This is a genomic window from Isoptericola maris (genome assembly GCF_048065335.1).
GTDB lineage: Bacteria > Actinomycetota > Actinomycetes > Actinomycetales > Cellulomonadaceae > Isoptericola > Isoptericola rhizosphaerae.
In genome coordinates this window covers 44,181-64,416 of sequence record NZ_JBLUNY010000008.1, presented here as the reverse complement: position 1 = coordinate 64,416, position 20,236 = coordinate 44,181, and the positions used below count along the sequence as shown (strand labels likewise).

Genomic DNA, 20,236 nt, shown 5'->3' with positions numbered 1-20,236 from the left:
CTACCAGCGCCCGCGGTGCACGACGTCGGCCATCGGCTTGCGCCGCCGCCGTGCCGGCGAGCCCTTCGCTCCCCCGGCCTCGGGGTGCCCGACGGCGACCACCCCGGTGGGTGACCACTCCTGCGGCACGCCGAACTCGTCGCGGAAGGCATCGATGCGCCCGGCGTCGATCCCGAAGAAGCACGCCCCGAGACCCTCGTCCACGGCCGTCTGGAGCATGAGCAGCGAAGCCATGCCCGCGTCGACGTGCCAGTACGGCACCGGCCAGCGCGCCTCGTCCCGGTCGGTCCACCCCTTGTCGGGCTCGGCGTACCGGCCGACGTAGGCGTCCCGGGACGTCAGCACGACGACCAGCACCGGGGCGGTGCGCATCCCGGCGAGCCAGGTCGACATGTCGCGCGCCGATCCCGCGGGGGTGGCCGCGGTCCAGAAGCGCTCCCGCTCCGCGTCCGTGGTCAGCACCAGGAACGACCAGCCCTGGGTGAACCCGGCGCTCGGGGCACGCACGGCGTGGTCGAGCAGCCGGTCCACCACCTCCGCCGGCACCGGCTCGTCGCTGAAGCGCCGGACCATGCGCCGCCGTCGGACCACGTCACGAAGCTCCATGCGAACCACCCTGCCACGTCCCCGGGCTGCCCGGGCGCGGGGTCAGAGCACCAGCTCGGGCTGCAGCCGGGTCACCGTCCACACCCGTTGCCGGCGGGCCGCCAGCACCGTGCACACCATCGCCACCACGAACACGCCGAGCAGCACAGCGGTCGCCCGGGCTGCCGTCGCGAGGCTGCCGCCGTACAGCAGCTGCCGCAGCCCCTCGACGGCATAGGTCATCGGCAGGAACTGGTGCAGCGCCCGCAACGGTTCCGGGATGGTCTGCCACGGGAACGTCCCACCGGCTGTCACGAGCTGGACCAGCATGAGCACCAGGCCGAGGAACTGCCCGGCCGCCCCCAGCCACACGTTCAGCGCCTGCAGGATCGCCACGAACGTCCCCGAGACCAGCACCAGGAACAGCGCCGTGAGCACGCCGTAGGCCGGGTCGATGTCGAGGGCGAGCTTCGCGACCGTGAACATCAGCGCGACCTGCGCCACGCCGATCACGGCCGGCATCGCCCACCCGCCGAGCGCCGCCGCGATCCCCGGCCGGTTCGCCGCCAGCGCCCGCGCGGACAACGGCCGCACCAGCAGGAACAGCACGTACGCGCCGATCCATGTCGCCAACGAGAGGAAGAAGGGCGCCAACCCGCCCCCGTACGTCCCGGCCGAGGAGTACGACTCGTCGATGACCTGCAGCGGATCGCCGATCGTCTCGGCGGTGTCCTCGCGCGTCTGCGCGTCGACGTCGGGAACCTGTCCGAGCCCTTCGGCGAGACCGTCGTGGAGCTCGGCCGTCCCGTCGGCCAGCTCCGCGGCGCCGGAGTGCAGCCGCCCCACGCCGTCGGCCAACGACGCCGCCCCGTCCGAGACCTGCGCCGTCCCGTCGGCGAGCCGGGCGACGCCGTCCACCAGCGCGGGCGTGGCCGCGGCGAGCTGTCCCGTCCCGTCAGCGAGCGCCCCCGCGCCGTCCGCGGCGTCGGAGATCCCGCCGGTCAGACCGGGGGTCGCCGCCGCGAGGTCGGACGCCCCCTCGGCGACCTGCTGCGCGCCGTCGGCCAGGGTGTCCAGCTGCGACGCCGCGCCCTCGATCGTCGCGACGGCGTCCGCCACGGCGGCCCGCCGGTCGTCCAGCACCGGGGACACCTGGGCCTGGACCGCGGCGGCCAGGTCGTCGGCCTGGTCCTGGGTGAGCACGCCGTCGGAGACCAGCCGGTCGAGCTCGTCGCCCAGCGCGGCGTCCACGTCGTCGCGCACGCCGTCCAGCGCCGGCAGCACGTCGCCGGCCGCGGCGGCCGCCTCGTCCCCGGCCGCCGCGACCCGGGCGTCGCCGTCGGCGACCTGCCCGGCGCCGTCGGCCAGCTCCTGGGTCTGCGCCGGCAGGGACGACGTCGCGGACTCCAGCCGGTCCAGCCCCGCGGCCAGCGTGCCGGCACCGTCGTCGAGCTGCCCGACGGCGGTGCTCAGCTCCCCGGTGGAGTCGTTCAGCGTGGCGGCGCCCCGGGCCGCCTGCCCGGCCCCGTCGGCGAGGGTGGCAGCTCCGGTGTCCGCGTCGGCGAGGCCGTCCTCGAGCTGCGTGGCGCCGTCGAGCAGCTGGCCGGCGCCGGTGACGGCGTCGGCGAGGTTGGTGTGGATGGAGGCGAACCCACGCAGGAACTCGTCGGCGGCCTCGGTGCCGACCTGGGTGGCGATGGAGTCGCGCACCTGCCCGACGATCTGGTCGGCGATGGTCCCGGCGAGGTAGTTGTTCGCGTCGTTGGTGATGAGCGTGAGGCTGGCCTGCTCGGGCTCGAACTGCCCGGCCGAGACGAGCTCGTCGGAGAACGTGGGGCCGATGATGAGCGCGGCGTCGTACCGCCCCGAGCGCACCCCGTCCTCGGCGTCGCGCTGGGTGGTCTCCACCCACCCGAACCCGCCGTCGTCGACGAGCTGTTCGGCGACGTCGTCCCCGAAGTTCCGTTCCTCGGTCTCGCCGGTGGTGGGGTCGGTCGTGGTGGCGCCCTCGTCCTGCACGACGAGGGCGGCGGGCACCTCCTGGAGGTTCCCGTACGGGTCGAGGTTGGCGTACAGGTACAGCCCGGCGTACAGGGTGGGGATGATCGCCATCGCGAGGATCGCCAGCCTGGGCAGCCGGCCGGCGGCGAGGCGACGCAGCTCGGACAGGGCGAGGTGGACGACGGTCATGACGCCGCCAGCCCGGACGTCGACCGCAGCACGACCTGCGGGGGCGAGTGCGGGTCGACGCCGCGGGCCGGCGGGAGGTCGACGCCGAGGTCCCGCGCGGACGCCCGTGTGCACTGGACCAGCACCCCGTGCCCGGCCGCGGCGAAGGTGCGGGCTATCCCCCACCAGTCGGCGGCGTCGCCACCGTGCCGGTCGGGCAGCGTGAGCACGAGGAAGCGCACCGCGGGGTTCGCGGCGGCCAGCGCGGCCAGGACGGTGGTCCGCACGAGGCCGGGAAGCTGGTCGGTGCGCCGGCTCTGGTCACCGGCCAGCGCGTGCTCGGACAGCCAGCGGGTCACGTCGCCGGGCCAGGACCGGCGGCCCGCCAGAGCGAGTCCCTCGCCGACGACGTCGCCCAGCGGCTGCGTGTCGTCCGGCTCGTTGATGGCAGGGACGTCGACGACGGCGGTGCAGCGGCGCAGCGCCGCGGCGTCCTGCTCGCCGTCGAGCCACACGCGCCCCGCCGTGGGTGCCAGCCGCCCGGTGGCGACGAGGGCGAGCGCCGTGTGGCCGTGACCGGGTTCGGCGGCGACGAGCACCGCCTCGCGGGTGCTCCACACCAGGTCGAGCTCGGTGAGCAACGGGTCGCGCCGCCCGTCGACCCGCACCCCGTCGAGCGTGATCCTCATCCCGTGCTCCCTCGTCCGTCCTGTGGTCGCCGTGGCGCGGTCATGGTGTCGATCGTGCCCGCACCGGCGGCCGGGCGCAGGGGCAACGCCACCGGCGCCCGGAACCGCCGGGCGGGTAGGACCCCCTACCCGGGTAGGGGGTCCGGTTCGCTCCGGGGTGCGATGTGCCGGCGGAGCCCGCCGCCTAGCGTCGTGCCCGTGACCACGACACCGCTCCCGCCGCAGGCTCGCCACCAGGTCAGCACCTACACCGACCTCGCGCGCCGCATCAAGGACGAGGGACTGCTCGAACGCTCCGGACGGCGGTACCTCGTCCGGGCGCTCGTCCTCGCGGGCGCGTTCGGCGTCGCGCTGACCGCCCTCCTGACGCTGGGGAACTCGTGGTGGCAGCTGCTCGTCGCGGCCGGCTCCGGCGTGCTGTTCACGCAGGTCGCGTTCGTCGGGCACGACGCCGCCCACCGGCAGATCTTCGCCTCGGGCCGCAAGAACGAGTGGACGTCCCGTGTGGTGGCCAACCTCGTGGTGGGGCTGAGCCACGGATGGTGGGTGCGCAAGCACACGCGCCACCACGCCAACCCGAACAAGGTCGGTGCCGACGAGGACATCCGGCCCGGCGTCATCCTCTTCACCACCGAGGACGTGCCCCGGCGCACCGGCATCGCCGGGTGGTTCACCCGGCACCAGGGCTGGCTGTTCTTCCCGCTGCTGACGCTCGAGGGCCTCGCCCTGCACGTGGGCGCCGTCCGTACCGTCGTCACGGACCGCGCGCTCAAGCACCGCGGCACCGAGGCGGCACTCCTCGCGGTGCGGCTGATCGGCTGGCCGCTGCTCCTCGTCGCGGCGCTGGGGCCCGCGCTCGGTGCCGCGTTCCTGGCGGTCCAGCTCATGGTGTTCGGCGTCTACATGGGTGCGAGCTTCGCGCCCAACCACAAGGGCATGCCGCTGGTGCCCCGGGACACGCGCATCGACTTCCTGTCACGGCAGGTCCTGACGTCCCGCAACATCCGCGGCGGCCGATGGGTCGACCACCTGATGGGCGGGCTCAACCTGCAGATCGAGCACCACCTGTTCCCCAGCATGCCGAGCGGCAACCTGCACCGGGCCCGGCCGATGGTGCGCGCGTACTGCGCCGAGCACGACGTCCCGTACACCGAGGCCGGCCTCCTGGAGTCCTACGGGATCGTGGTGCGCCACCTCAACCGGGTCGGCCTGAGCGACCGCGACCCCTTCACCTGCCCGTTCGTCACCGCGCACCGGACCGGGTGAGCAGCATGCCCGTCGCCGCACCTAGGCTGTGGCGCATGACCTCGGTGGGGACGGACGACCCGCGGGCCCTGCTCGCGGACGCCTCCCACCGGTGGGTGCGGCGCGCGCCGTGGGTCGTCGCGTTCGTGCTGTGCGCCGCGCTGCTGCCCACCACCATCCGGGTGCTGGACGTCAGCTACGAGATGGGCGTGGGGTTCGCGAGCGCCCTCGCCGTGGCGCAGACGGCGCCGCTGCTGCTCGCCGTCGTCCACCCGCTGCGGGCCTGGTACGTCATCTTCGCCGCCGACGTCGCCGGGGCGCTCGCGCTGCTGGCGGTGGACTTCGACGGCCGCCTGCCGTGGCCGTTCCCCGCGACGGCGATCGTCGGCTACGTGGGCCTGTGCCTCGCCCTCGGTCTGAGCGAGCCCCGCAGGACCCTGCTGTCCGTGTGGCTGGCGACGGCCGTCGCCAACGTCGGGCTGGTCTTCGTCGCCCCCCACCCCACGGGCGCCGGGGGCATGCTCCTGACGATGCTCAGCGGCGTCGCGCTGCTGCTGGCCGGTGCGCTGCGCGAACGGCGCGAGGTGCAACGCCGGCTGGCGGAGCAGGAGACGATCAGCGAGGCCGAGCGCAGCCGGCGGACGCTGCTGGAGGAACGCGCCCGCATCGCGCGCGAGCTGCACGACGTCGTCGCGCACCACATGTCCGTCATCACCGTGCAGGCGGACACCGCCGCCTACCGCCTGGACGCGCTCGCCCCGGCCACGCAGGAGGAGTTCACGTCCATCGCCTCGACGGCGCGCGAGTCGCTCGGTGAGATGCGACGACTCCTCGGCGTGCTGCGCAACGAGGAGTCGGACGGCGAGCTGGCACCCCAGCCGGGGCCGGCCCAGATCGACCGGCTGGTCGAGGCGACCGTCCGTGCCGGCGTGCCCGTCGAGCTCACGCGCGACGACGGCGAGGTGCCCGAGGCGGTCGGCCTCACCGCGTACCGCCTCGTCCAGGAGGCGCTCGCGAACGTGGTCCGGCACGCTCCGGGCGCGCCGACCCAGGTGTCCGTGTCCCGGGACGGTTCCGGGGACGGTGCCCGGCTGGTCGTCCTCGTCGTCAACGGGGCGTCGCCCGAGCCGCCGTCGTCGCCCCTGGAGAAGCACGGCACCGGGCACGGGCTCGTCGGCATGCGCGAGCGCGTGCGGCTCGCCGACGGCACCCTCGACGTCGGTCCCCTGCCGGACGGCGGGTTCCGGGTGGCCGCCCAGCTTCCCCTGGCACGAGAGTGAGCACATGACGGCACAGACGAGCACCCGCGTCATCATCGTCGACGACCAGTCGATGGTCCGAGCGGGCTTCGCCGCGCTCCTCGCCGCCCAGGACGACCTCGACGTGGTGGGTGAGGCCCCGGACGGCATGCAGGGTGTCGAGCTCAGCCGGCGCACCCACCCCGACGTCGTCCTGATGGACGTGCGCATGCCCGAGATGGACGGCCTCGAGGCGACGCGACGCCTCCTGTCGCCCCCGCCGGGCGTGACGCACCGCCCGCGCGTGCTGATGCTTACCACGTTCGACGTCGACGACTACGTCTACGAGGCGTTGCGTGCCGGCGCCAGCGGGTTCCTGCTCAAGGACGCTCCGCCGGCCGACCTCATCGCAGCCGTCCGCGTCGTCGCGGCGGGCGACGCACTGCTCGCCCCGTCGGTGACACGCCGCCTCGTCGCCCAGTTCGCCCGCCAGGGACCGGCTCGGCCCGGGAAGCCGGCGCTGCGCCTGAACGCACTCACGGAGCGTGAGACGGAGGTCCTCACCCTGGTGGCACGCGGCAGCTCGAACGCGGAGATCGCCGAGACCCTCTGGCTGGCGGAGCAGACGGTGAAGTCCCACGTGAGCCGCATCTTCACCAAGCTGGACCTGCGCGACCGCGCGCAGGCGGTCGTCTTCGCCTACGAGTCCGGGCTGGTGTCCCCGGGCGGGTAGGCCACCCACCCCGTACCGCGGTAGCACCCCGAGGTTGGCTCCCGGGCGTGATGTCCGGCCAGGTCTCTCCCCCGCACGCTTGATCACGTCACAGCCACACGATCCAGCACGGGAGAGACCATGCGATCACGCACCACCCGGCGCACCGGCGGCGCGCCGGCGCCGGACCAGCGACTCACGGGACAGGGCATCCCCGGCACCCCAGGGGCCGCCGTCGAGCTGCGCGGCGTCCGGCGTCAGTACGGGTGCGGCGGCAACGCCGTGCACGCCCTCGCGGGTGTCGACGCCGTCCTGGCGCAGGGGACCTTCACCGCGATCATGGGCCCGTCCGGTTCCGGCAAGTCGACGTTCCTGCAGAGCGCCGCCGGTCTCGACCGGCCCACGTCAGGTTCCGTCCATCTGGCCGGCACCGAGATCACCGGCATGAGCGAGGACGAGCTCACCGAGCTACGCCGCCGCCGCGTGGGCTTCGTCTTCCAGTCGTTCAACCTGCTGACGTCGCTGACGGTGGAGCAGAACGTCCTGCTGCCCCAGCGCCTCGACGGGCGGCCTACCCACGGGAGGGCCCGCCGTCGGGCGGCCGAGGTGCTCGCCCAGGTCGGGCTCGCCGACAAGGGCCGGCGCCGCCCCGGCGAGCTCTCCGGCGGCCAGCAGCAGCGCGTCGCCGTCGCCCGCGCCCTGGTCAACGAGCCCGACGTGATCTTCGCCGACGAGCCGACCGGTGCGCTCGACACCCGCACCGCGGCCGACGTCCTCGGCCTGCTGCGACACGCCGTCGACGCCCTGGGCGCCACTGTCGTCATGGTCACGCACGACCCCGCCGCGGCGGCCTGGGCCGACCGCGTGCTCTTCCTCGCCGACGGCACGTTCGCCGGCCACCTGGAGGGCGCGTCCGCCGAGCAGATCGCGACGCGCATGACGACCCTCACGGCCGTCGCCGCCGGCGCCGGCACGGTGCGGCCCACCACGGGCACGATAGCGGGGGCGGCGGCCTGATGCGCACCACCGGCCTGGCCCGCGCGGCCGTCCGCGCCAAGCCCGCGTCGTTCGTGGGCACGTTCGTGGCGATCCTCATGTCCGCCCTGATCGTCGCGGCGTGCGGGACCCTCCTCATGACGAGCATGTCGGCGTCCGTGGCACCCGAACGGTACGCCCACGCGCCCGTCGTCGCGGCAGCGGACCAGAACGAGTACGTCGTCACCGGCAGCGGCGAGGACCGCGAGGAAGAGGCGGTCCCGCTGCCGGACACCGCCCGCATCGACGCCGGCCTGGCGGCGCAGGTCTCCCGGGCTCCGGGCGTGGCCACCGCGGTCCCCGACGTCACCTTCCCGGTGCGTGCCGAGGACGCCCCGCTCACCGCGCACGGCTGGGGCTCGCACGCCTTCACCGGCACGGAGCTCGTCTCCGGGCATGCGCCCGGCCCGGGCGAGGTCGTGCTCTCCGCCGACGCCGCAGGCTCCGCAGGGACCGCCGTCGGCGGCACCGTCGCCGTGCAGACGGCCGACGGCCAGCGAGACTTCCGCGTCGCGGGCGTGGCCGAGCCCGGCCCGGCGGAGGGGGCAGCAGGGGCGGCCGAGGAGGCCGCGGGTACCGGCGACCTCGCCTGGTTCGCCGACACCGAGGCACCCGCGCTCGCGGGCCACGCCGGCACGGTCGACGCCGTCGCCGTCCTCGCCGAGCCCGGAACCGGGACGGAGGCGCTCGCCACCGCCGTGGCCGGCGCGCTGGCAGCCGACCCGGCCGGCTCCGCGGCCCAGGTGCTGACCGGCGACGACCGTGGCGCCGTCGAGGAGCACGGCCTCGCCAGCGCCCGGCAGACCCTCTTCGGCATCGGTGGGTCCTTCGGCGGGATCGCCGCCATCGTCGCGGTCTTCACCGCGGCCGGGACCGTGGCCCTGTCCGTGTCCCAGCGTGCCCGCGAGTTCGCCCTGCTGCGCGCCGTCGGAGCGACCCCGCGCCAGATCCGCCGCGCCGTCGCCGCCGAGGCCGCGCTCGTGGCCCCGCTCGCCGGCGTCCTCGGCTGCCTGCCCGGCATCGGCCTCGCGTCCTGGTGGTTCAGCCAGCTGCAGGATCGCGGCGCGATCCCCGAGGGCGTCCAGCTGCAGGTCTCCGCCTACCCGCTCCTGGCGGCGGTCGTCGTCGGGCTCCTCACCGCGCTCGGTTCCGGCTGGATCGCTGGGCGCCGCCCCGCGAGGATCAAGCCGGGGCAGGCGTTGTCCGAGGCGGCGGTCGAACGACTCCGCCCGGGCAAGATCCGCACCGTCCTGGGTGTGGCCGCGCTCGTCGGCGGCTTCTCCCTGACGGGGGTCTCCGCCAGCGCCACCGGCGACGACTCCGCCGGTGCCGCGCTCGGCGTCGTCATGCTCTTCATGCTGGCCGTCGGGCTGCTCGGCCCGATCGTCGCCCGGGTGTGCGCCGGCCTCTTCGGCATCCCCCTGCGCGGCGCCGGCGCCTCGGCGTCGCTCGCGGCCGCCAACTCCCGCACCAACGCCCGGCGCCTCGCGTCGGCCACCACCCCGATCGTCCTCGCCATGGCGTTCGCCTCCACGCTCGTGTTCATGCACTCCAGCGAGAACCACGCCGCCGACGAGCAGCTCCAGGCGGGCATCACCGCGGAGCACGTGATCACCGACCCCGCCGGCCTGCCGGCGGACGCCGTGGGCCGCGCGGCCGCGACACCGGGCGTGGACGCCGCCGTCGGCGTGCTGAGCACGCAGGTGCTCGTGCCGGTCGGCTCCGGCGAGTTCTCCTCGCTGCAGGGCGCGGCCACCCAGGGGGTCACCGGCTCCGGCGCCGCGCTCGCCCAGGTGGTGGACCTGGGCGTGCGGGACGGCGACCTCGGCCGGCTCGGCGCCGGCCGGATCGCCGTCGACCAGACGCTCGCCGCGTCGGCGGAGGTCGGGGTCGGTGACGAGCTGGCGATGTACCTGCCCGACGGCACCGAGGCGAGCCCCGAGATCGTCGCCGTGTACGAGCGGGGGCTCGGGCTCGGGACCGTCACCATGGACCGGGCCGACCTCGCCGGGCACGTCACCTCCGGGTTCGACAGCACCCTGCTCGTCAGCGGCGGCTCCGCGGCGGCGCTCTCCGGTCTGGGTGACGTCACCGACGTCTCCGGCTACGCCACCGCGCAGAGCTCGGAGGCCGGGCTGGGCGCCTGGATGAACGCCACCATGGCCGCCGTCCTCGGCGGGTTCGCGGCCGTCGCCGCCGTCAACACCCTGGTGATGATGGTCCTCGACCGCCGGCGCGAGCTGGGCTCGCTCCGCCTCGTGGGCGCCACCCGGCTCCAGGTGCTGCGGATGCTCCGCTGGGAGGGGCTGCTCGTCTCGGGCATCGGCGTCGTCCTCGGGTCCGCGATCGCCGCCGCCACGCTCTTCCCGATGATGCAGGGCATGACCGGCTCGGCGCCCTCCGTGCCACCGCTGGTCTACGGTGCGTTCGTGGCGGGCGCCGTCGGCCTCGCCCTGCTGGCGGTCACCCTCCCGGCACGAGCGGTGCTGCGGCGTGCCTAGCCGCGAGGGAGGCGCTCGGCGAGGACCTCCACCAGCGCCTTGCCCTCCACACCCTCGAGCTGGACTGCCTGCGTCCGGCACGAGAACCCGTCGGCGATGAACTCGTCGCCCTCGCCCTGCTCCCGCAACGCCGGGAGCAGGGCGTTCTCGGCCACGGCGACCGACACGTCGTAGTGGCCCTTCTGCATGCCGAAGTTCCCGGCGAGCCCGCAGCACCCGGCGAGCTCGGTGACGGTCGCCCCCGCGTCGGCCAGCAGCGACCGGTCGGCACCGAACCCCATCACGGAGTGCTGGTGGCAGTGCGGCTGCACGACGGCGGTGACGTCGCTCAGGTCCGGCAGCTCCCAGCCCGAGTCCTCGGCAGGCGCCGTCTCCGGGTCGGTGAGCAGCTCGGCGAGCGTCTTGGTCGCTCCGGCGACGGCCGCGGCGCGCGGGTCGTCCGGGAACAGGTCCAGCAGGTCGGAGCGCAGCACCGCCGTGCAGGACGGCTCCAGACCGAGGATCGGGATCCCGTTGACGGCGTAAGGGCCGAGCACCTTCAGCAGGTCGCTCAGCCGGCGGCGGGCACCGTCGAGCTGGCCGGTGGAGATCCACGTCAGCCCGCAGCAGGCCTGCTCGTCGGGGACGACGACGTCGTAGCCCGCCGCGTCGAGCACCTTCACCGCGGCCTGGGGCACCGACGGCGACAGCGAGTCGCTGAACGAGTCGGTCCACAGCACGACCCGGGGTCGCTGGGACTCGACGGGCCGGCCCGGCAGCTCGCGGTGCGCCAGGCCGGGCACGCCGTGGGTGGCGTACCCGCGCCGCCACCACGTGCGGAACGGCATCTCGGCGAAGTGCGGCACCTCGCGACGGGTGTCCATGCCCCCGGCCCACAGCACGGCCTTGCGGATCCACCCCACCGACATGACCCTGTTGATCGCTCGGGGGGCGATGCCCGCGAGCCGCGCCCACCGCGGCAGCCACCCGAGCGCGTAGTGGTCCATCGGGCGGAGCTTGCCGCGGTACGTGCGGTGCAGCACCTCGGACTTGTACTGCGCCATGTCGACGCCGGCCGGGCAGTCGGAGGAGCACGCCTTGCAGCTCAGGCACAGGTCGAGCGACTCGTGCACCTCCGGTGCCGTGAGGCCGCCCACCAGCGACCCGTTGACCGCCTCCTGGAGCACGCGGGCGCGACCCCGGGTCACGTCCTTCTCGTCCTTCGTCGCCAGGTAGGACGGGCACATGAACCCACCGGCGGCGCTGGTGTCCGCGCGGCACTTGCCGACACCGACGCACCGGTGCACCGCCGTCGTCAGGTCGTGGTGGTCGTGCGCGAAGCTGAACCCGGCGTACCCCGTCTTCTTCGCCGGCCCGCGCAGCGTGCCGGAGCCCAGCAGCCCGCGCTCGCCGATCGGCGCCGTCGACGGCACCATCTGGGCGGCGGGCCGGCGCAGGTCCGTGTCCACGGCGGCCGGCCGGACGACCACGCCCGGGTTCAGCACGTCCTCGGGGTCGAACAACGCCTTGACCTGCTCGAGCAGCGCGATCGCCTCGGGCGAGTACATGAGGGGCAACAACTCGGAGCGTGCCCTGCCGTCGCCGTGCTCGCCCGACAGCGACCCGCCGTACTTCGCCACGAGCTCCGCGGCCTCGGTCAGGAAGGTGCGCAGCACGGAGCCCGAGGTCTCGAGCGGGATGTCGATGCGCAGGTGCATGCAGCCGTCGCCGAAGTGCCCGTACGGCAGGCCGTCGACGCCGTAGCGCGCCATGAGGGCGTCCAGGTCGCGCAGGTAGTCGCCCAGCTTCTCCGGCGGGACCGCCGAGTCCTCCCAGCCGGGCCAGGCCTGCTCCCCCGCGGGCGTGCGCCCGGCGAGCCCCGCGCCGTCGGCCCGGATCTGCCACATCTTGGTCGCGTCCGGACCGGCAGGGTAGACCGCCGACCCGATGGCCGACGACGCCGCGACGATCTGGTCGGCGACGGCGCGGGCCGCTGCCGGTGAGTCGCCGCCGACCTCGATCATCAGCCAGCCGGCGCCGTCCGGGAGGTCGGGCACCGAGTCCGGCCCGTTGGCGCGCTTCACGACGTCGACGAGGCGGGCGTCGAGCCCTTCGACGGCGAGCGGGTGGTGCCGCAGCAGGACCGGGACGTCGTCGGCGGCCGCGGGCATGTCGGGATAGCCGAGCACCACCAGCGTGGGGGCGCTCGGCGTCGGGACCAGGTCGAGCGTGGCGCCGAGCACCGTGACCAGCGTGCCCTCGGTGCCGACGAGCATCCGCGCCAGGTTCGAGCCGTTCTCCGGCAGCAGGTGCTCCAGCGAGTAGCCGGACACCTGCCGGCCGAACCGACCGAACTCGGTCCGGATGAGCGCCAGGTTCTCCCGGACGAGCTCCGCCAGCCCTGGCACGTCGGCGAAGGTCGGGTCGCCCTGCCCCGCGGTGAAGCGCCGTCCGCGTCCGTCCACGACGTCGAGCGACACCACGTTGTCCGCCGTGCGGCCGTAGGCCACCGCGTGCGGGCCGCAGGCGTTGTTGCCGATCATCCCGCCGAGCGTGGCGCGGTTCTGCGTGGACGGGTCCGGCCCGAACCGCAACCCGTGCGGCACCGCGGCGCGCTGCAACGACGACATCACCACACCGGGTTCGACGACGGCGGTACGCGCCTCCGGGTCGACCGTGCTGATGGCGTGCAGGTGCTGCGAGAGGTCGAGGACCACCCCGGGGCCCACGGAGTTGCCTGCCACCGACGTGCCGGCCCCGCGTGCGGTGACCGGGACGCCCAGCTCGCGGAGCACCTCGAGCGCCGCGACGACGTCGTCCGTCGAGGCCGGGAACGCGACGACGTCAGGCACCACCCGGTAGTTCGAGGCGTCCGTGGAGTACTCGGCGCGGCGACGGGTCGTGGTGTCGACGGTGCCGGCCATCACCGTGCGCAGCGCCGTCGCGACCGCCTCGCGCGCCTCGGCCGCTGCAGCCTGGGCCTCGCGCTCGGCCTCCCGCTGCGCGGCGAGCGCCGCTGCCTGCGCGTCCTGGGAGGGCGCGTCGTCGGGTGCTGGGTGGTGGCCGGAAGCTGTGGTCGTCGACTGGGCAGACACGATGGCGATTGTGCCACCGCTGCCCGTGAGCGACCGGATCGTCCGCGGCGCGGGCCACCTCGCCGTCGTGCTGCCGGACCTCGGCCGCCTGCCGCCATCGCGCGCCCACCGCTCTGCGCCGATAGCGTCGAGCCATGCGAGTCGTCGTCGTGGGAGCCACCGGAAACGTCGGGACAGCGATCCTGCGCGCCCTGGTCGCCGAACCGGTGGTGACCTCCGTCGTGGGGGTCGCGCGCCGCGTCCCCCGAGCGGACGGCAGCAGCACCGTCGGCCCGCCGCACGACGCCGCCGAATGGGCGCGCGTCGACCTCGCCGACGACGCCACGGTCGCCGAACCGCTGGACACGGCGCTCGCCGGGGCGGACGTCGTCATCCACCTGGTGTGGGCGATCCAGCCGGCACGCAGGCCCGACGTGCTGCACCACGTCAACGTGGACGGGACCCGCGCCGTCGTCGACGCCGTGGTGCGCAACCGGGTGCCGCACCTGATCTTCATGTCGGCGTCCGGGGTGTACTCGCCCGGCCCGGCCGACGGCCACGCGATCGACGAGAGCTGGCCGACCCGCGGCGTGCCCGGCTCGGCGTACGCGCTCGACAAGGCCGAGGTCGAGACGATGCTGGACGGCGTCGAGGCTGCCGAACCGTGGCTCACCGTGACACGGATGCGTCCGGCGATCATGCTGCAGCGCGAGGCCGGGGCCGAGATCGGGCGCTACTTCCTGGGTCCGCTGGGCCGGATCGGGCTCAAGGTCGCGGCCGGGCCGGTCGGCCAGGCTCTCGGCGGGCTGATCCGCGGCTGGCACGCCGACGAGCGCCCGGAGCCCGTCGACCCCCCGCTGTTCCCGCTCGTCCCGTTCCCCCGCGGCGTCCGCCTGCAGGTGCTGCACCCGGACGACACCGCGAGCGCCGTGCGCGCCGCCGTCGTCGGCCGCCATCCCGGGGCGTTCAACCTCGCTCCCGACGGCGGCCTCACCGGCCAGGACCTCGCCGACCTGCTCGCCGACGGGCGGCTCGTGGAGCTACCGGTCGGCCTCCTGCGGCGCGGCCTGGACCTGGCGTCCCGCGCGCGCGTCGTCCCGATCGACGCGGGGTGGCTCGACATGGCGGCGGCGAACATCGTCATGGACGCCTCGCGCGCCCGGGACGTGCTGCGCTGGCGGCCGACCCGCACGCAGCAAGAGGTGCTGCTCGAGGTGCTCGGCGGGGTGCTGGACGGCGCTCACGCCAGCACCCCGCCGCTCACGAAGTAGGAGCAGAGAAAGCTCGCTCCGGCTCAGCCCTCGTACGTGACGTCGAGGGTGATCTCATCGACGCCCGCGAGCGCCTTGGACACCGGGCAAGCGGTCTTCGCGGCCTCGGCGGCCTGGCGGAAGCCGGCCTCGTCGGTGCCGGCGGCGTAGCCTCGCACGGACAGCGCGATCGCGGAGATGCGGAAGCCGCCCGCCGGGTCCGGCGACAGCGTGACGTCGGCGGTGACCTCCACCTGCTCGGGCGAGGCTCCGACGTTGCCGAGCTCGCCGGCGAGGGCCATCGAGAAGCACGAGGAGTGCGCGGCCGCGATCATCTCCTCGGGGCTGGTGGTGCCGTCCGCGTCGTCGGCGGCACGCTTCGGGAACGAGACCGAGAACGTCCCGGCGCCGGAGCTCGAGAGCTCCAGCTGGCCCGACCCTTCCTGCAGGGTGCCGTTCCAGGCGGTGCGTGCGGTACGAGTGGGCATGGCGATCTCCTTCGGAGCTGCTGCAGGGACACCCCGACCGTACCCCGGTACGCCCCTCATGGAGAGGTGGTGTCGAGCGCCTCGTCGGCCACCGCGAGCACCGACCAGGTGTTCCCCGCGGCGTCGCTCAGCTCGTAGGCGGGCAGCAGCAGGACGGACCCGCCGGCGTCGTGGTGCTGGGTGAGACCCAGCCGAGCCTCGGTGATGGTCACCTCGGACACGGGCCACGGCACGTCGCTGCCCGACGACGGCGGTGCGGGCGGCGGCGTCGGCTCCGTCTCCTCCTCGACCCGCATCTCGAGCAGCTCCTGCGACTCGGCCGCGTACACCACGGGCCAGGAGGACCCACCGAAGCGCGGGTCGCCCAGCCGCTCCACGGCCTCCGCCGGGCTCACCACCGGGTAGTCGCCGAGGGGCACCGTCGCGGCGAGGAACCCGTCGAGCCACGCGATGCCCTGGTCGCCGACGGTCGCGCTCCAGGACGCCCCGGTCTCCTGCCCCTCGACCACCTGCTGGGCGCTCACCCACCGCGCCCCCTCGCCGCCGTCGTCGGGCACCTCGAACTCGAAGCCGGACGGGTCGACCCCGACCTGCTCCATGAGGTCGCGCACCTCGTCGATCGCGTCCTGCGGCGAGAGCTCCGGGTCGCCCGGCTGCTCGCAGGGGGCGGGCTCGATGACGTCCGCCTCGTCCCCGGTGTCCTCGCGCTCCAGCGTCTCGACCGGACCGTCGCACCGCCACGGGTCGGCGGCCGGGTCGTTGTAGCTGAAGTAGGCGGTGCCGTCCACGGAGAGCCAGATGCCCGGTCCTCCGCCGTCGCGCGGCCCCACGTTCCAGGCACCCCACTCCCAGCGCGGCTCGCCCGAGACGTCGAGCGTCTCGGCCAGGCGGGCGGCACCGGCCTCGGTGGCGACCTCGCGGGCGTCGTAGGAGTAGGCGGTCGCGGTGCCCGCCTCGTCGGAGAGCCCGCTCGCGCTGAACACGGCCCGGCCGTCGTGCCAGCCGGGCAGGGACACGTCGCGGCTGGAGGACGCGGCCGAGTCGCCGGCCGTCGCCTGCTCGTCCGCCGCCCCGGCCGCGGCGCCGTTCTCGGCGGGCTCCGCCCCGTCGCGGCCACCACCGAGCGTGATCGGCGGCAGCGCCTCGCCGGCCACCTCGCCGCTGGCCGCGGGCACCGCGCCGTCGGACCCGGCCACGCCGAGCGCGTACCCGCCGCCACCCAGCGCCACCGCACCGGCCACCCCGGCAGCCACCAGCCAGGGCGTGCGGCGAGCCCGCCGCGCGGCGACCTCGTCGCTGCCCGACGGCGGAGCGTGCGTCGGGCCGTCCGCCAGCGCGTCGACCTTGGCCCGGAGCGCGCCCGGCCGCGGCTCCGTACCGGCTGCCGGGTCCGCCGCGGCGAGCCGCTCGAAGGCTTCGTCCTCGGTGTTCATCACGGCCTCCTCGGGACGCGCTCGCTCTGACACCCTGCCTGTGTCCTCACGTGCTGGTTCCTTGCGTCCCGTCGGCCGCCTCGTCGTCGGCCTGCGCCCAGGCGTCGCGCAGGCGCGAGCGGGCGCGGGAGAGAGCGGCGTCCGCGCCGCCGCGACCCACACCGAGCACCTCGGCGAGGTCGTCGCCGCCGAGGCCGTCCCACGCGACGAGGAGCAGGATGCGCCGGTCGCGGGGTGAGAGCCCGGCCAACGCGCGGCGTACACGGTCGTCGGCGACGGCGAGCACCGCCGGGTCGACGTCGTCCGGCTCGTCCGGCACGGCGGCCACCGGCAGCGCGCGATGCTTGCGCCGATGGTTGGCGAGCACGTGTCCGGCGGTCCGGTAGAGCCAGGGCAGCTCCGCCCCGCGCGGCACGTCGGTGCGGCGTCGCCAAGCCGTGGCGAGCACGTCGGCGGCGAGGTCCTCGGCGTCGTCCCGTGAGCCGTCCCCCGCCGGGAGGCGGCGCAGGAAGTATCGGTGGACGGCTCGCGAGTGCGCGGCGAACAGCGCGTCGAACCAGGCGTCGTCGTGCTCGATCGCCACGTCGGGGGTCACGGTGCCTCCTGCGGTCGGTGGTCGCGGCGCTGCGACGGTCTGCCTGCCGGTTGCCTGCTCTGTGTCGCGAGGACCCCCAGCCTTGCACCACGTCAGGACCGGTTTCACCCTGCGACGCGCTGACCTCGCGGTCAGTCGGCCACGTACCCTGCCGGTATGACCGTCGAGACCGGCGGTGCAGCGGACCTGCGAAGGGTGCGGCCGCGGCGCCGCGTCCTGCGCTGGGTGCTGCTGACGATGGTCGTGCTCGTGATCGCCACTCTGGTCGCCGCGGCCCTGATGATCCGCGACGCGCTGACGGCCCGTGACGCGCTCCAAGACGCCGCCGCGCAGGTCCCCGCCGTCGAGCAGACCTTGCGCGGGGGACTGTTCGACGGGTCCGGGCAGTCGCTCACGGACGCCCCCGGTCTCGTCGCCCTGCAGGAGCAGACCGCGACGGCACGCGACGCGACCGACGGCGTGCTGTGGGACCTCGCGGCGTACCTGCCCGTGATCGGGGACTCCGTGGACGCCGTCCAGCGCGTCGCCTCCGCGCTCCACGACCTCGCCGAGGACGTGCTGCCCGCCCTCGCCGCGGCCGGTGACGCGGCGACGGCGACCGACCGCACCGACGACGGCGGCGTCGACCTCGTCCCGCTGTCCGAGGTGGCCGGGCAGGTCGCTGCCGCGCGGGTGACCCTCGACGAGGCGCGGGGCGAGCTGGACCAGGTGGATCCCACCCGCATCCGCTCCGAGCTCGTGGAACCGCTCGTGACGCTCGACGCCCGGCTCGACGAGCTGGCCGGCATCACGAGGACCGCGGAGCGCGCCACGTCGCTCCTGCCACCGATGCTGGGCGCTGACGGGCCACGGCAGTACCTGCTGCTGGGCATGAACAACGGCGAGCTGCGGGCCGCCGGCGGCATCCCGGGCGCCCTCACCCTGATGGCCGTCGAGGACGGCCGGGTGACGATCGAGAAGCAGGCCGCCAGCAGCGACGTCGGGCCGTTCGAGGAGAGCGTCGTCCCCCTCGACCCGGAGGAGGAGTCGGCCTACTCCGCGCGTCTCGGACGGTTCGTGCAGGACGTCACGGCCACCCCGGAGTTCCCGACCACGGGCGCCGTCGCCGCGGAGATGTGGGCACGGTCGCAGGGCGAGCAGGTCGACGGCGTGATCGCCACCGACCCGGTCGCGCTGTCCTTCCTGCTCGAGGCGACCGGACCCGTGCAGGTGCCGCTCCCCGAGGAGGTGGCCGCGGCCGTGGGCAGCGACAGCATCGAGGTCCACGCGGACAACGTCGTCGACCTGCTGCTGCGCCGGGTCTACGACTCGCTGCGGCCCGACGTCGCCGACCAGTTCTTCGCGGCGGTCGCCGCCGCGACCTTCAGCACCCTGGCCACCGACGAGGTGGACACCACCGCCGTCCTGCCGGCGTTCGAGCAGGCGGCAGCGCAGCACCGGTTCCTCATCTGGTCGGCGTCGCCCGACGAGCAGGAGCTGCTGACGGGCACGTTGGTCGCCGGGACCTTCGGCGCGGAGCGCGCCGCGGACTCCGTCGGAGTGTTCCTCGAGGACACGAAGGCCGGGAAGATGTCCGCCTACCTGGACGTCGAGCTCGCGCTGGCGGCGTCGGTGTGCACCGGTGACGGCCGCCTGGACACCGTGGCGGTCACGCTCACCAACCGGCTCGACCGCGAGCGAGCCCGTGAGCTGCCGTTCTACGTGGCTGGCCCCGAGGACGACCCGCGCCGGGGGGACATCGTGGTCAACCTCACGGCCGCCGGGGTGCACGGCGGCGGGGCACCGGCACTGACCCAGGACGGCGCCCCGATCGGCGGGTCGAGCCTGGCCGTGCACGGCCGGCAGCACACCACCATCGCGGTGACGCTGCGCCCGGGGAGGACGACGACGATCGAGATCGCCGTTCCTGCCTCCGCGGCAGCGGCCCGCGGTGAGGGGGCCGGCGTCCCGGGCCGCCTCGAGGTGTGGTCCACGCCCACGGTGAGCACGTCAGGGCTCCGCGAGCTCGACGTCCCGTTCTGCGGGTGAAAACGGCGGTCCAGCCGCTTTCACCCGTACCAGACATACCCGCGCCGCCCCGCCGTCGCTAGCGTGAAAGGCCACAGCGACACCAGCGCACGGCACACCAAAGGGGACGGACCGATGACATCGGCACCACGCGCGCGGCGACGCGCTCTCACGGCGCTGGGCCTCAGCACCGTCGTCGTGCTCGGCGGCGGGACGCTCGCGGTGGCCGACACGGACGACGGCCCGAGCCCGTCACCGAGCGTCACGGGATACACCGAGGAGCCCGAGGAGAACCTCGAGCTCGAGATCCTCGACCCGATCTGCGACGGCGACGTGCCCTACCTGCAGTACGACGCCGTGACGGAGGGTGTGGAGCCCGCGCCCGACGCGGTGACGATCACCTTCGTGAACCCCACCGGCGACGACTACGTCCTGGCCGACCAGCCGATGTCCGGCCGGGTCCTCTGGCCGGGCGCCGAGGTCGACGGCGCGGGCAACCCGGTGGACTGGCCGGGGTGGAGCCTCGTTGACGGCGAGTGGGTCGTGGGCGACGAGTGGGACTGGGTGCGCCCGTCCGTGGAGGTCGTCTTCGAGGTCAACCCGTCCGCGACGCGGACGGTCGGCTACCCGCCGTCGTCCCCGGACTGCGCCACGAACCCGCCCGGGGTCGAGGAGCCGGCGATGGAGGTCGACACTCTCACCCCCCTGTGCGTGGAGGGCGTGACGTACCTCGACTACCGGGTGTCTCTCACCGGCGACCCGAGCACGACGGTGACGCTGACGTGGCACAACCCGGACGGCGAGAACTTCGTCCAGGCCGACCAGCCGCTCGAGGGCAGGGTGCTCTGGCCGGGCGCCTACCCGGAACGGTTCGTCGAGCTCTCTGCAGACGACGGCTGGGAGCTCGTCAACAACATGTGGCAGAACACCCGGGACTTCGGCTGGGCGGTCGGCACCGTCGACGTCACGTTCACCGTCAACCCCGAGGTGACGATCCCCGTGACCTTCCCGCAGGACACCGACGGCTGCATCGACGAGGAGGTGCCGCCCCCGGGCGACACCGTGGCGGGCCCGCCGGGACCGGGCGCGTCGACGATCCCGTTCCTGCCGCAGACGGGCGGCGAGGTCCTCGGACTGCTGGCCGTCGCTGCCGGGCTCCTTGCCGCCGGCGCCGTGATCGTCGTGGTGGTCCGCCGACGCCGCGGGTCGGTCGGGACCGAGTGACCGGCAGCCGAC

15 protein-coding genes are annotated in these 20,236 nt (G+C 74.7%); 8 read left to right on the top strand and 7 right to left on the bottom strand.

What is annotated here, in order from left to right; genetic code table 11:
- Genes ACH5HR_RS12510 through ACH5HR_RS12500 form a run of 3 tightly spaced genes read right to left on the bottom strand, consistent with a single transcriptional unit; the run spans position 1 to position 3,443 of the window.
- Positions 1–606: a nitroreductase family protein gene (locus tag ACH5HR_RS12510; RefSeq protein ID WP_402374073.1), complete on the bottom strand. Its 606-nt coding sequence runs from the start codon at positions 604–606 to the stop codon at positions 1–3.
- A 42-nt stretch (positions 607–648) separates the two neighbouring features.
- Positions 649–2,775 (bottom strand): YhgE/Pip domain-containing protein, encoded by a 2,127-nt coding sequence (locus ACH5HR_RS12505; protein WP_402374071.1) that lies wholly within the window; start codon positions 2,773–2,775, stop codon positions 649–651.
- Positions 2,772–3,443, bottom strand: coding sequence for a hypothetical protein (locus ACH5HR_RS12500; protein ID WP_402374069.1), 672 nt, complete (start codon positions 3,441–3,443; stop codon positions 2,772–2,774). The genes ACH5HR_RS12505 and ACH5HR_RS12500 overlap by 4 nt, the downstream gene beginning before the upstream one ends.
- Before the next feature lie 198 nt (positions 3,444–3,641).
- Here ACH5HR_RS12500 and ACH5HR_RS12495 point away from each other — a divergent pair, with 198 nt between their 5' ends.
- From ACH5HR_RS12495 to ACH5HR_RS12475, 5 genes are all read left to right on the top strand, one after another.
- Positions 3,642–4,709, top strand: coding sequence for a fatty acid desaturase family protein (locus tag ACH5HR_RS12495; RefSeq protein ID WP_402374067.1), 1,068 nt, complete (start codon positions 3,642–3,644; stop codon positions 4,707–4,709).
- Positions 4,710–4,744: 35 nt separating this feature from the next.
- The gene (locus ACH5HR_RS12490) at positions 4,745–5,968 is read left to right on the top strand and encodes a sensor histidine kinase (RefSeq protein ID WP_402374065.1); all 1,224 of its coding nucleotides are present in this window, start codon (positions 4,745–4,747) and stop codon (positions 5,966–5,968) included.
- A gap of 4 nt (positions 5,969–5,972) precedes the next feature.
- Entirely contained in the window at positions 5,973–6,659 is a 687-nt protein-coding gene (locus ACH5HR_RS12485; protein WP_402374063.1) for a response regulator, read from the top strand.
- 120 nt (positions 6,660–6,779) lie between these two features.
- Positions 6,780–7,655 (top strand): ABC transporter ATP-binding protein, encoded by an 876-nt coding sequence (locus ACH5HR_RS12480; RefSeq protein ID WP_416478136.1) that lies wholly within the window; start codon positions 6,780–6,782, stop codon positions 7,653–7,655.
- Positions 7,655–10,174 (top strand): ABC transporter permease, encoded by a 2,520-nt coding sequence (locus tag ACH5HR_RS12475; RefSeq protein ID WP_402374060.1) that lies wholly within the window; start codon positions 7,655–7,657, stop codon positions 10,172–10,174. The genes ACH5HR_RS12480 and ACH5HR_RS12475 overlap by 1 nt, the downstream gene beginning before the upstream one ends.
- Here ACH5HR_RS12475 and ACH5HR_RS12470 read toward each other — a convergent pair.
- Positions 10,171–13,077 carry an FAD-binding and (Fe-S)-binding domain-containing protein gene (locus ACH5HR_RS12470; protein ID WP_416478235.1) on the bottom strand — a complete coding sequence of 969 codons (2,907 nt, stop codon included), beginning with the start codon at positions 13,075–13,077 and terminating at the stop codon, positions 10,171–10,173. The two genes, ACH5HR_RS12475 and ACH5HR_RS12470, sit on opposite strands and share 4 nt — an antisense overlap.
- 305 nt (positions 13,078–13,382) lie before the next feature.
- On the opposite strand from ACH5HR_RS12470, the gene ACH5HR_RS12465 reads away from it, so the two are divergent.
- Positions 13,383–14,498 (top strand): NAD-dependent epimerase/dehydratase family protein, encoded by a 1,116-nt coding sequence (locus tag ACH5HR_RS12465; RefSeq protein WP_416478134.1) that lies wholly within the window; start codon positions 13,383–13,385, stop codon positions 14,496–14,498.
- Between the two features lie 23 nt (positions 14,499–14,521).
- Here ACH5HR_RS12465 and ACH5HR_RS12460 read toward each other — a convergent pair whose 3' ends face one another.
- The 3 genes from ACH5HR_RS12460 to ACH5HR_RS12450 are packed head-to-tail and all read right to left on the bottom strand — an operon-like array spanning position 14,522 to position 16,993.
- Positions 14,522–14,965, bottom strand: a complete 444-nt coding sequence (locus tag ACH5HR_RS12460) for an OsmC family peroxiredoxin (RefSeq protein ID WP_416478132.1) — start codon at positions 14,963–14,965, stop codon at positions 14,522–14,524.
- 56 nt (positions 14,966–15,021) lie between these two features.
- A complete protein-coding gene (locus ACH5HR_RS12455; RefSeq protein WP_416478131.1) occupies positions 15,022–16,398 on the bottom strand; it encodes a hypothetical protein in 1,377 nt (458 codons plus the stop codon).
- 46 nt (positions 16,399–16,444) lie between these two features.
- Positions 16,445–16,993 (bottom strand): RNA polymerase sigma factor, encoded by a 549-nt coding sequence (locus ACH5HR_RS12450; RefSeq protein ID WP_402374053.1) that lies wholly within the window; start codon positions 16,991–16,993, stop codon positions 16,445–16,447.
- Between the two features lie 156 nt (positions 16,994–17,149).
- On the opposite strand from ACH5HR_RS12450, the gene ACH5HR_RS12445 reads away from it, so the two are divergent.
- Positions 17,150–19,021 (top strand): DUF4012 domain-containing protein, encoded by a 1,872-nt coding sequence (locus tag ACH5HR_RS12445; RefSeq protein ID WP_416478130.1) that lies wholly within the window; start codon positions 17,150–17,152, stop codon positions 19,019–19,021.
- A 114-nt stretch (positions 19,022–19,135) separates the two neighbouring features.
- Positions 19,136–20,224 carry an LPXTG cell wall anchor domain-containing protein gene (locus tag ACH5HR_RS12440; RefSeq protein WP_416478128.1) on the top strand — a complete coding sequence of 363 codons (1,089 nt, stop codon included), beginning with the start codon at positions 19,136–19,138 and terminating at the stop codon, positions 20,222–20,224.
- Positions 20,225–20,236 lie beyond the last annotated feature (12 nt).

Bases quoted from the DNA above. Each gene is read 5' to 3' on its own strand.
- ACH5HR_RS12475 (WP_402374060.1), top strand. From the start codon at position 7,655: ATGCGCACCACCGGCCTGGCCCGCGCGGCCGTCCGCGCCAAGCCCGCG.
- ACH5HR_RS12460 (WP_416478132.1), bottom strand. From the start codon at position 14,965: ATGCCCACTCGTACCGCACGCACCGCCTGGAACGGCACCCTGCAGGAA.
- ACH5HR_RS12485 (WP_402374063.1), top strand. From the start codon at position 5,973: ATGACGGCACAGACGAGCACCCGCGTCATCATCGTCGACGACCAGTCG.
- ACH5HR_RS12440 (WP_416478128.1), top strand. From the start codon at position 19,136: ATGACATCGGCACCACGCGCGCGGCGACGCGCTCTCACGGCGCTGGGC.
- ACH5HR_RS12465 (WP_416478134.1), top strand. From the start codon at position 13,383: ATGCGAGTCGTCGTCGTGGGAGCCACCGGAAACGTCGGGACAGCGATC.
- ACH5HR_RS12500 (WP_402374069.1), bottom strand. From the start codon at position 3,443: ATGAGGATCACGCTCGACGGGGTGCGGGTCGACGGGCGGCGCGACCCG.
- ACH5HR_RS12510 (WP_402374073.1), bottom strand. From the start codon at position 606: ATGGAGCTTCGTGACGTGGTCCGACGGCGGCGCATGGTCCGGCGCTTC.
- ACH5HR_RS12490 (WP_402374065.1), top strand. From the start codon at position 4,745: ATGACCTCGGTGGGGACGGACGACCCGCGGGCCCTGCTCGCGGACGCC.
- ACH5HR_RS12455 (WP_416478131.1), bottom strand. From the start codon at position 16,398: ATGAACACCGAGGACGAAGCCTTCGAGCGGCTCGCCGCGGCGGACCCG.
- ACH5HR_RS12470 (WP_416478235.1), bottom strand. From the start codon at position 13,077: ATGGCCGGCACCGTCGACACCACGACCCGTCGCCGCGCCGAGTACTCC.
- ACH5HR_RS12505 (WP_402374071.1), bottom strand. From the start codon at position 2,775: ATGACCGTCGTCCACCTCGCCCTGTCCGAGCTGCGTCGCCTCGCCGCC.
- ACH5HR_RS12445 (WP_416478130.1), top strand. From the start codon at position 17,150: ATGACCGTCGAGACCGGCGGTGCAGCGGACCTGCGAAGGGTGCGGCCG.
- ACH5HR_RS12480 (WP_416478136.1), top strand. From the start codon at position 6,780: ATGCGATCACGCACCACCCGGCGCACCGGCGGCGCGCCGGCGCCGGAC.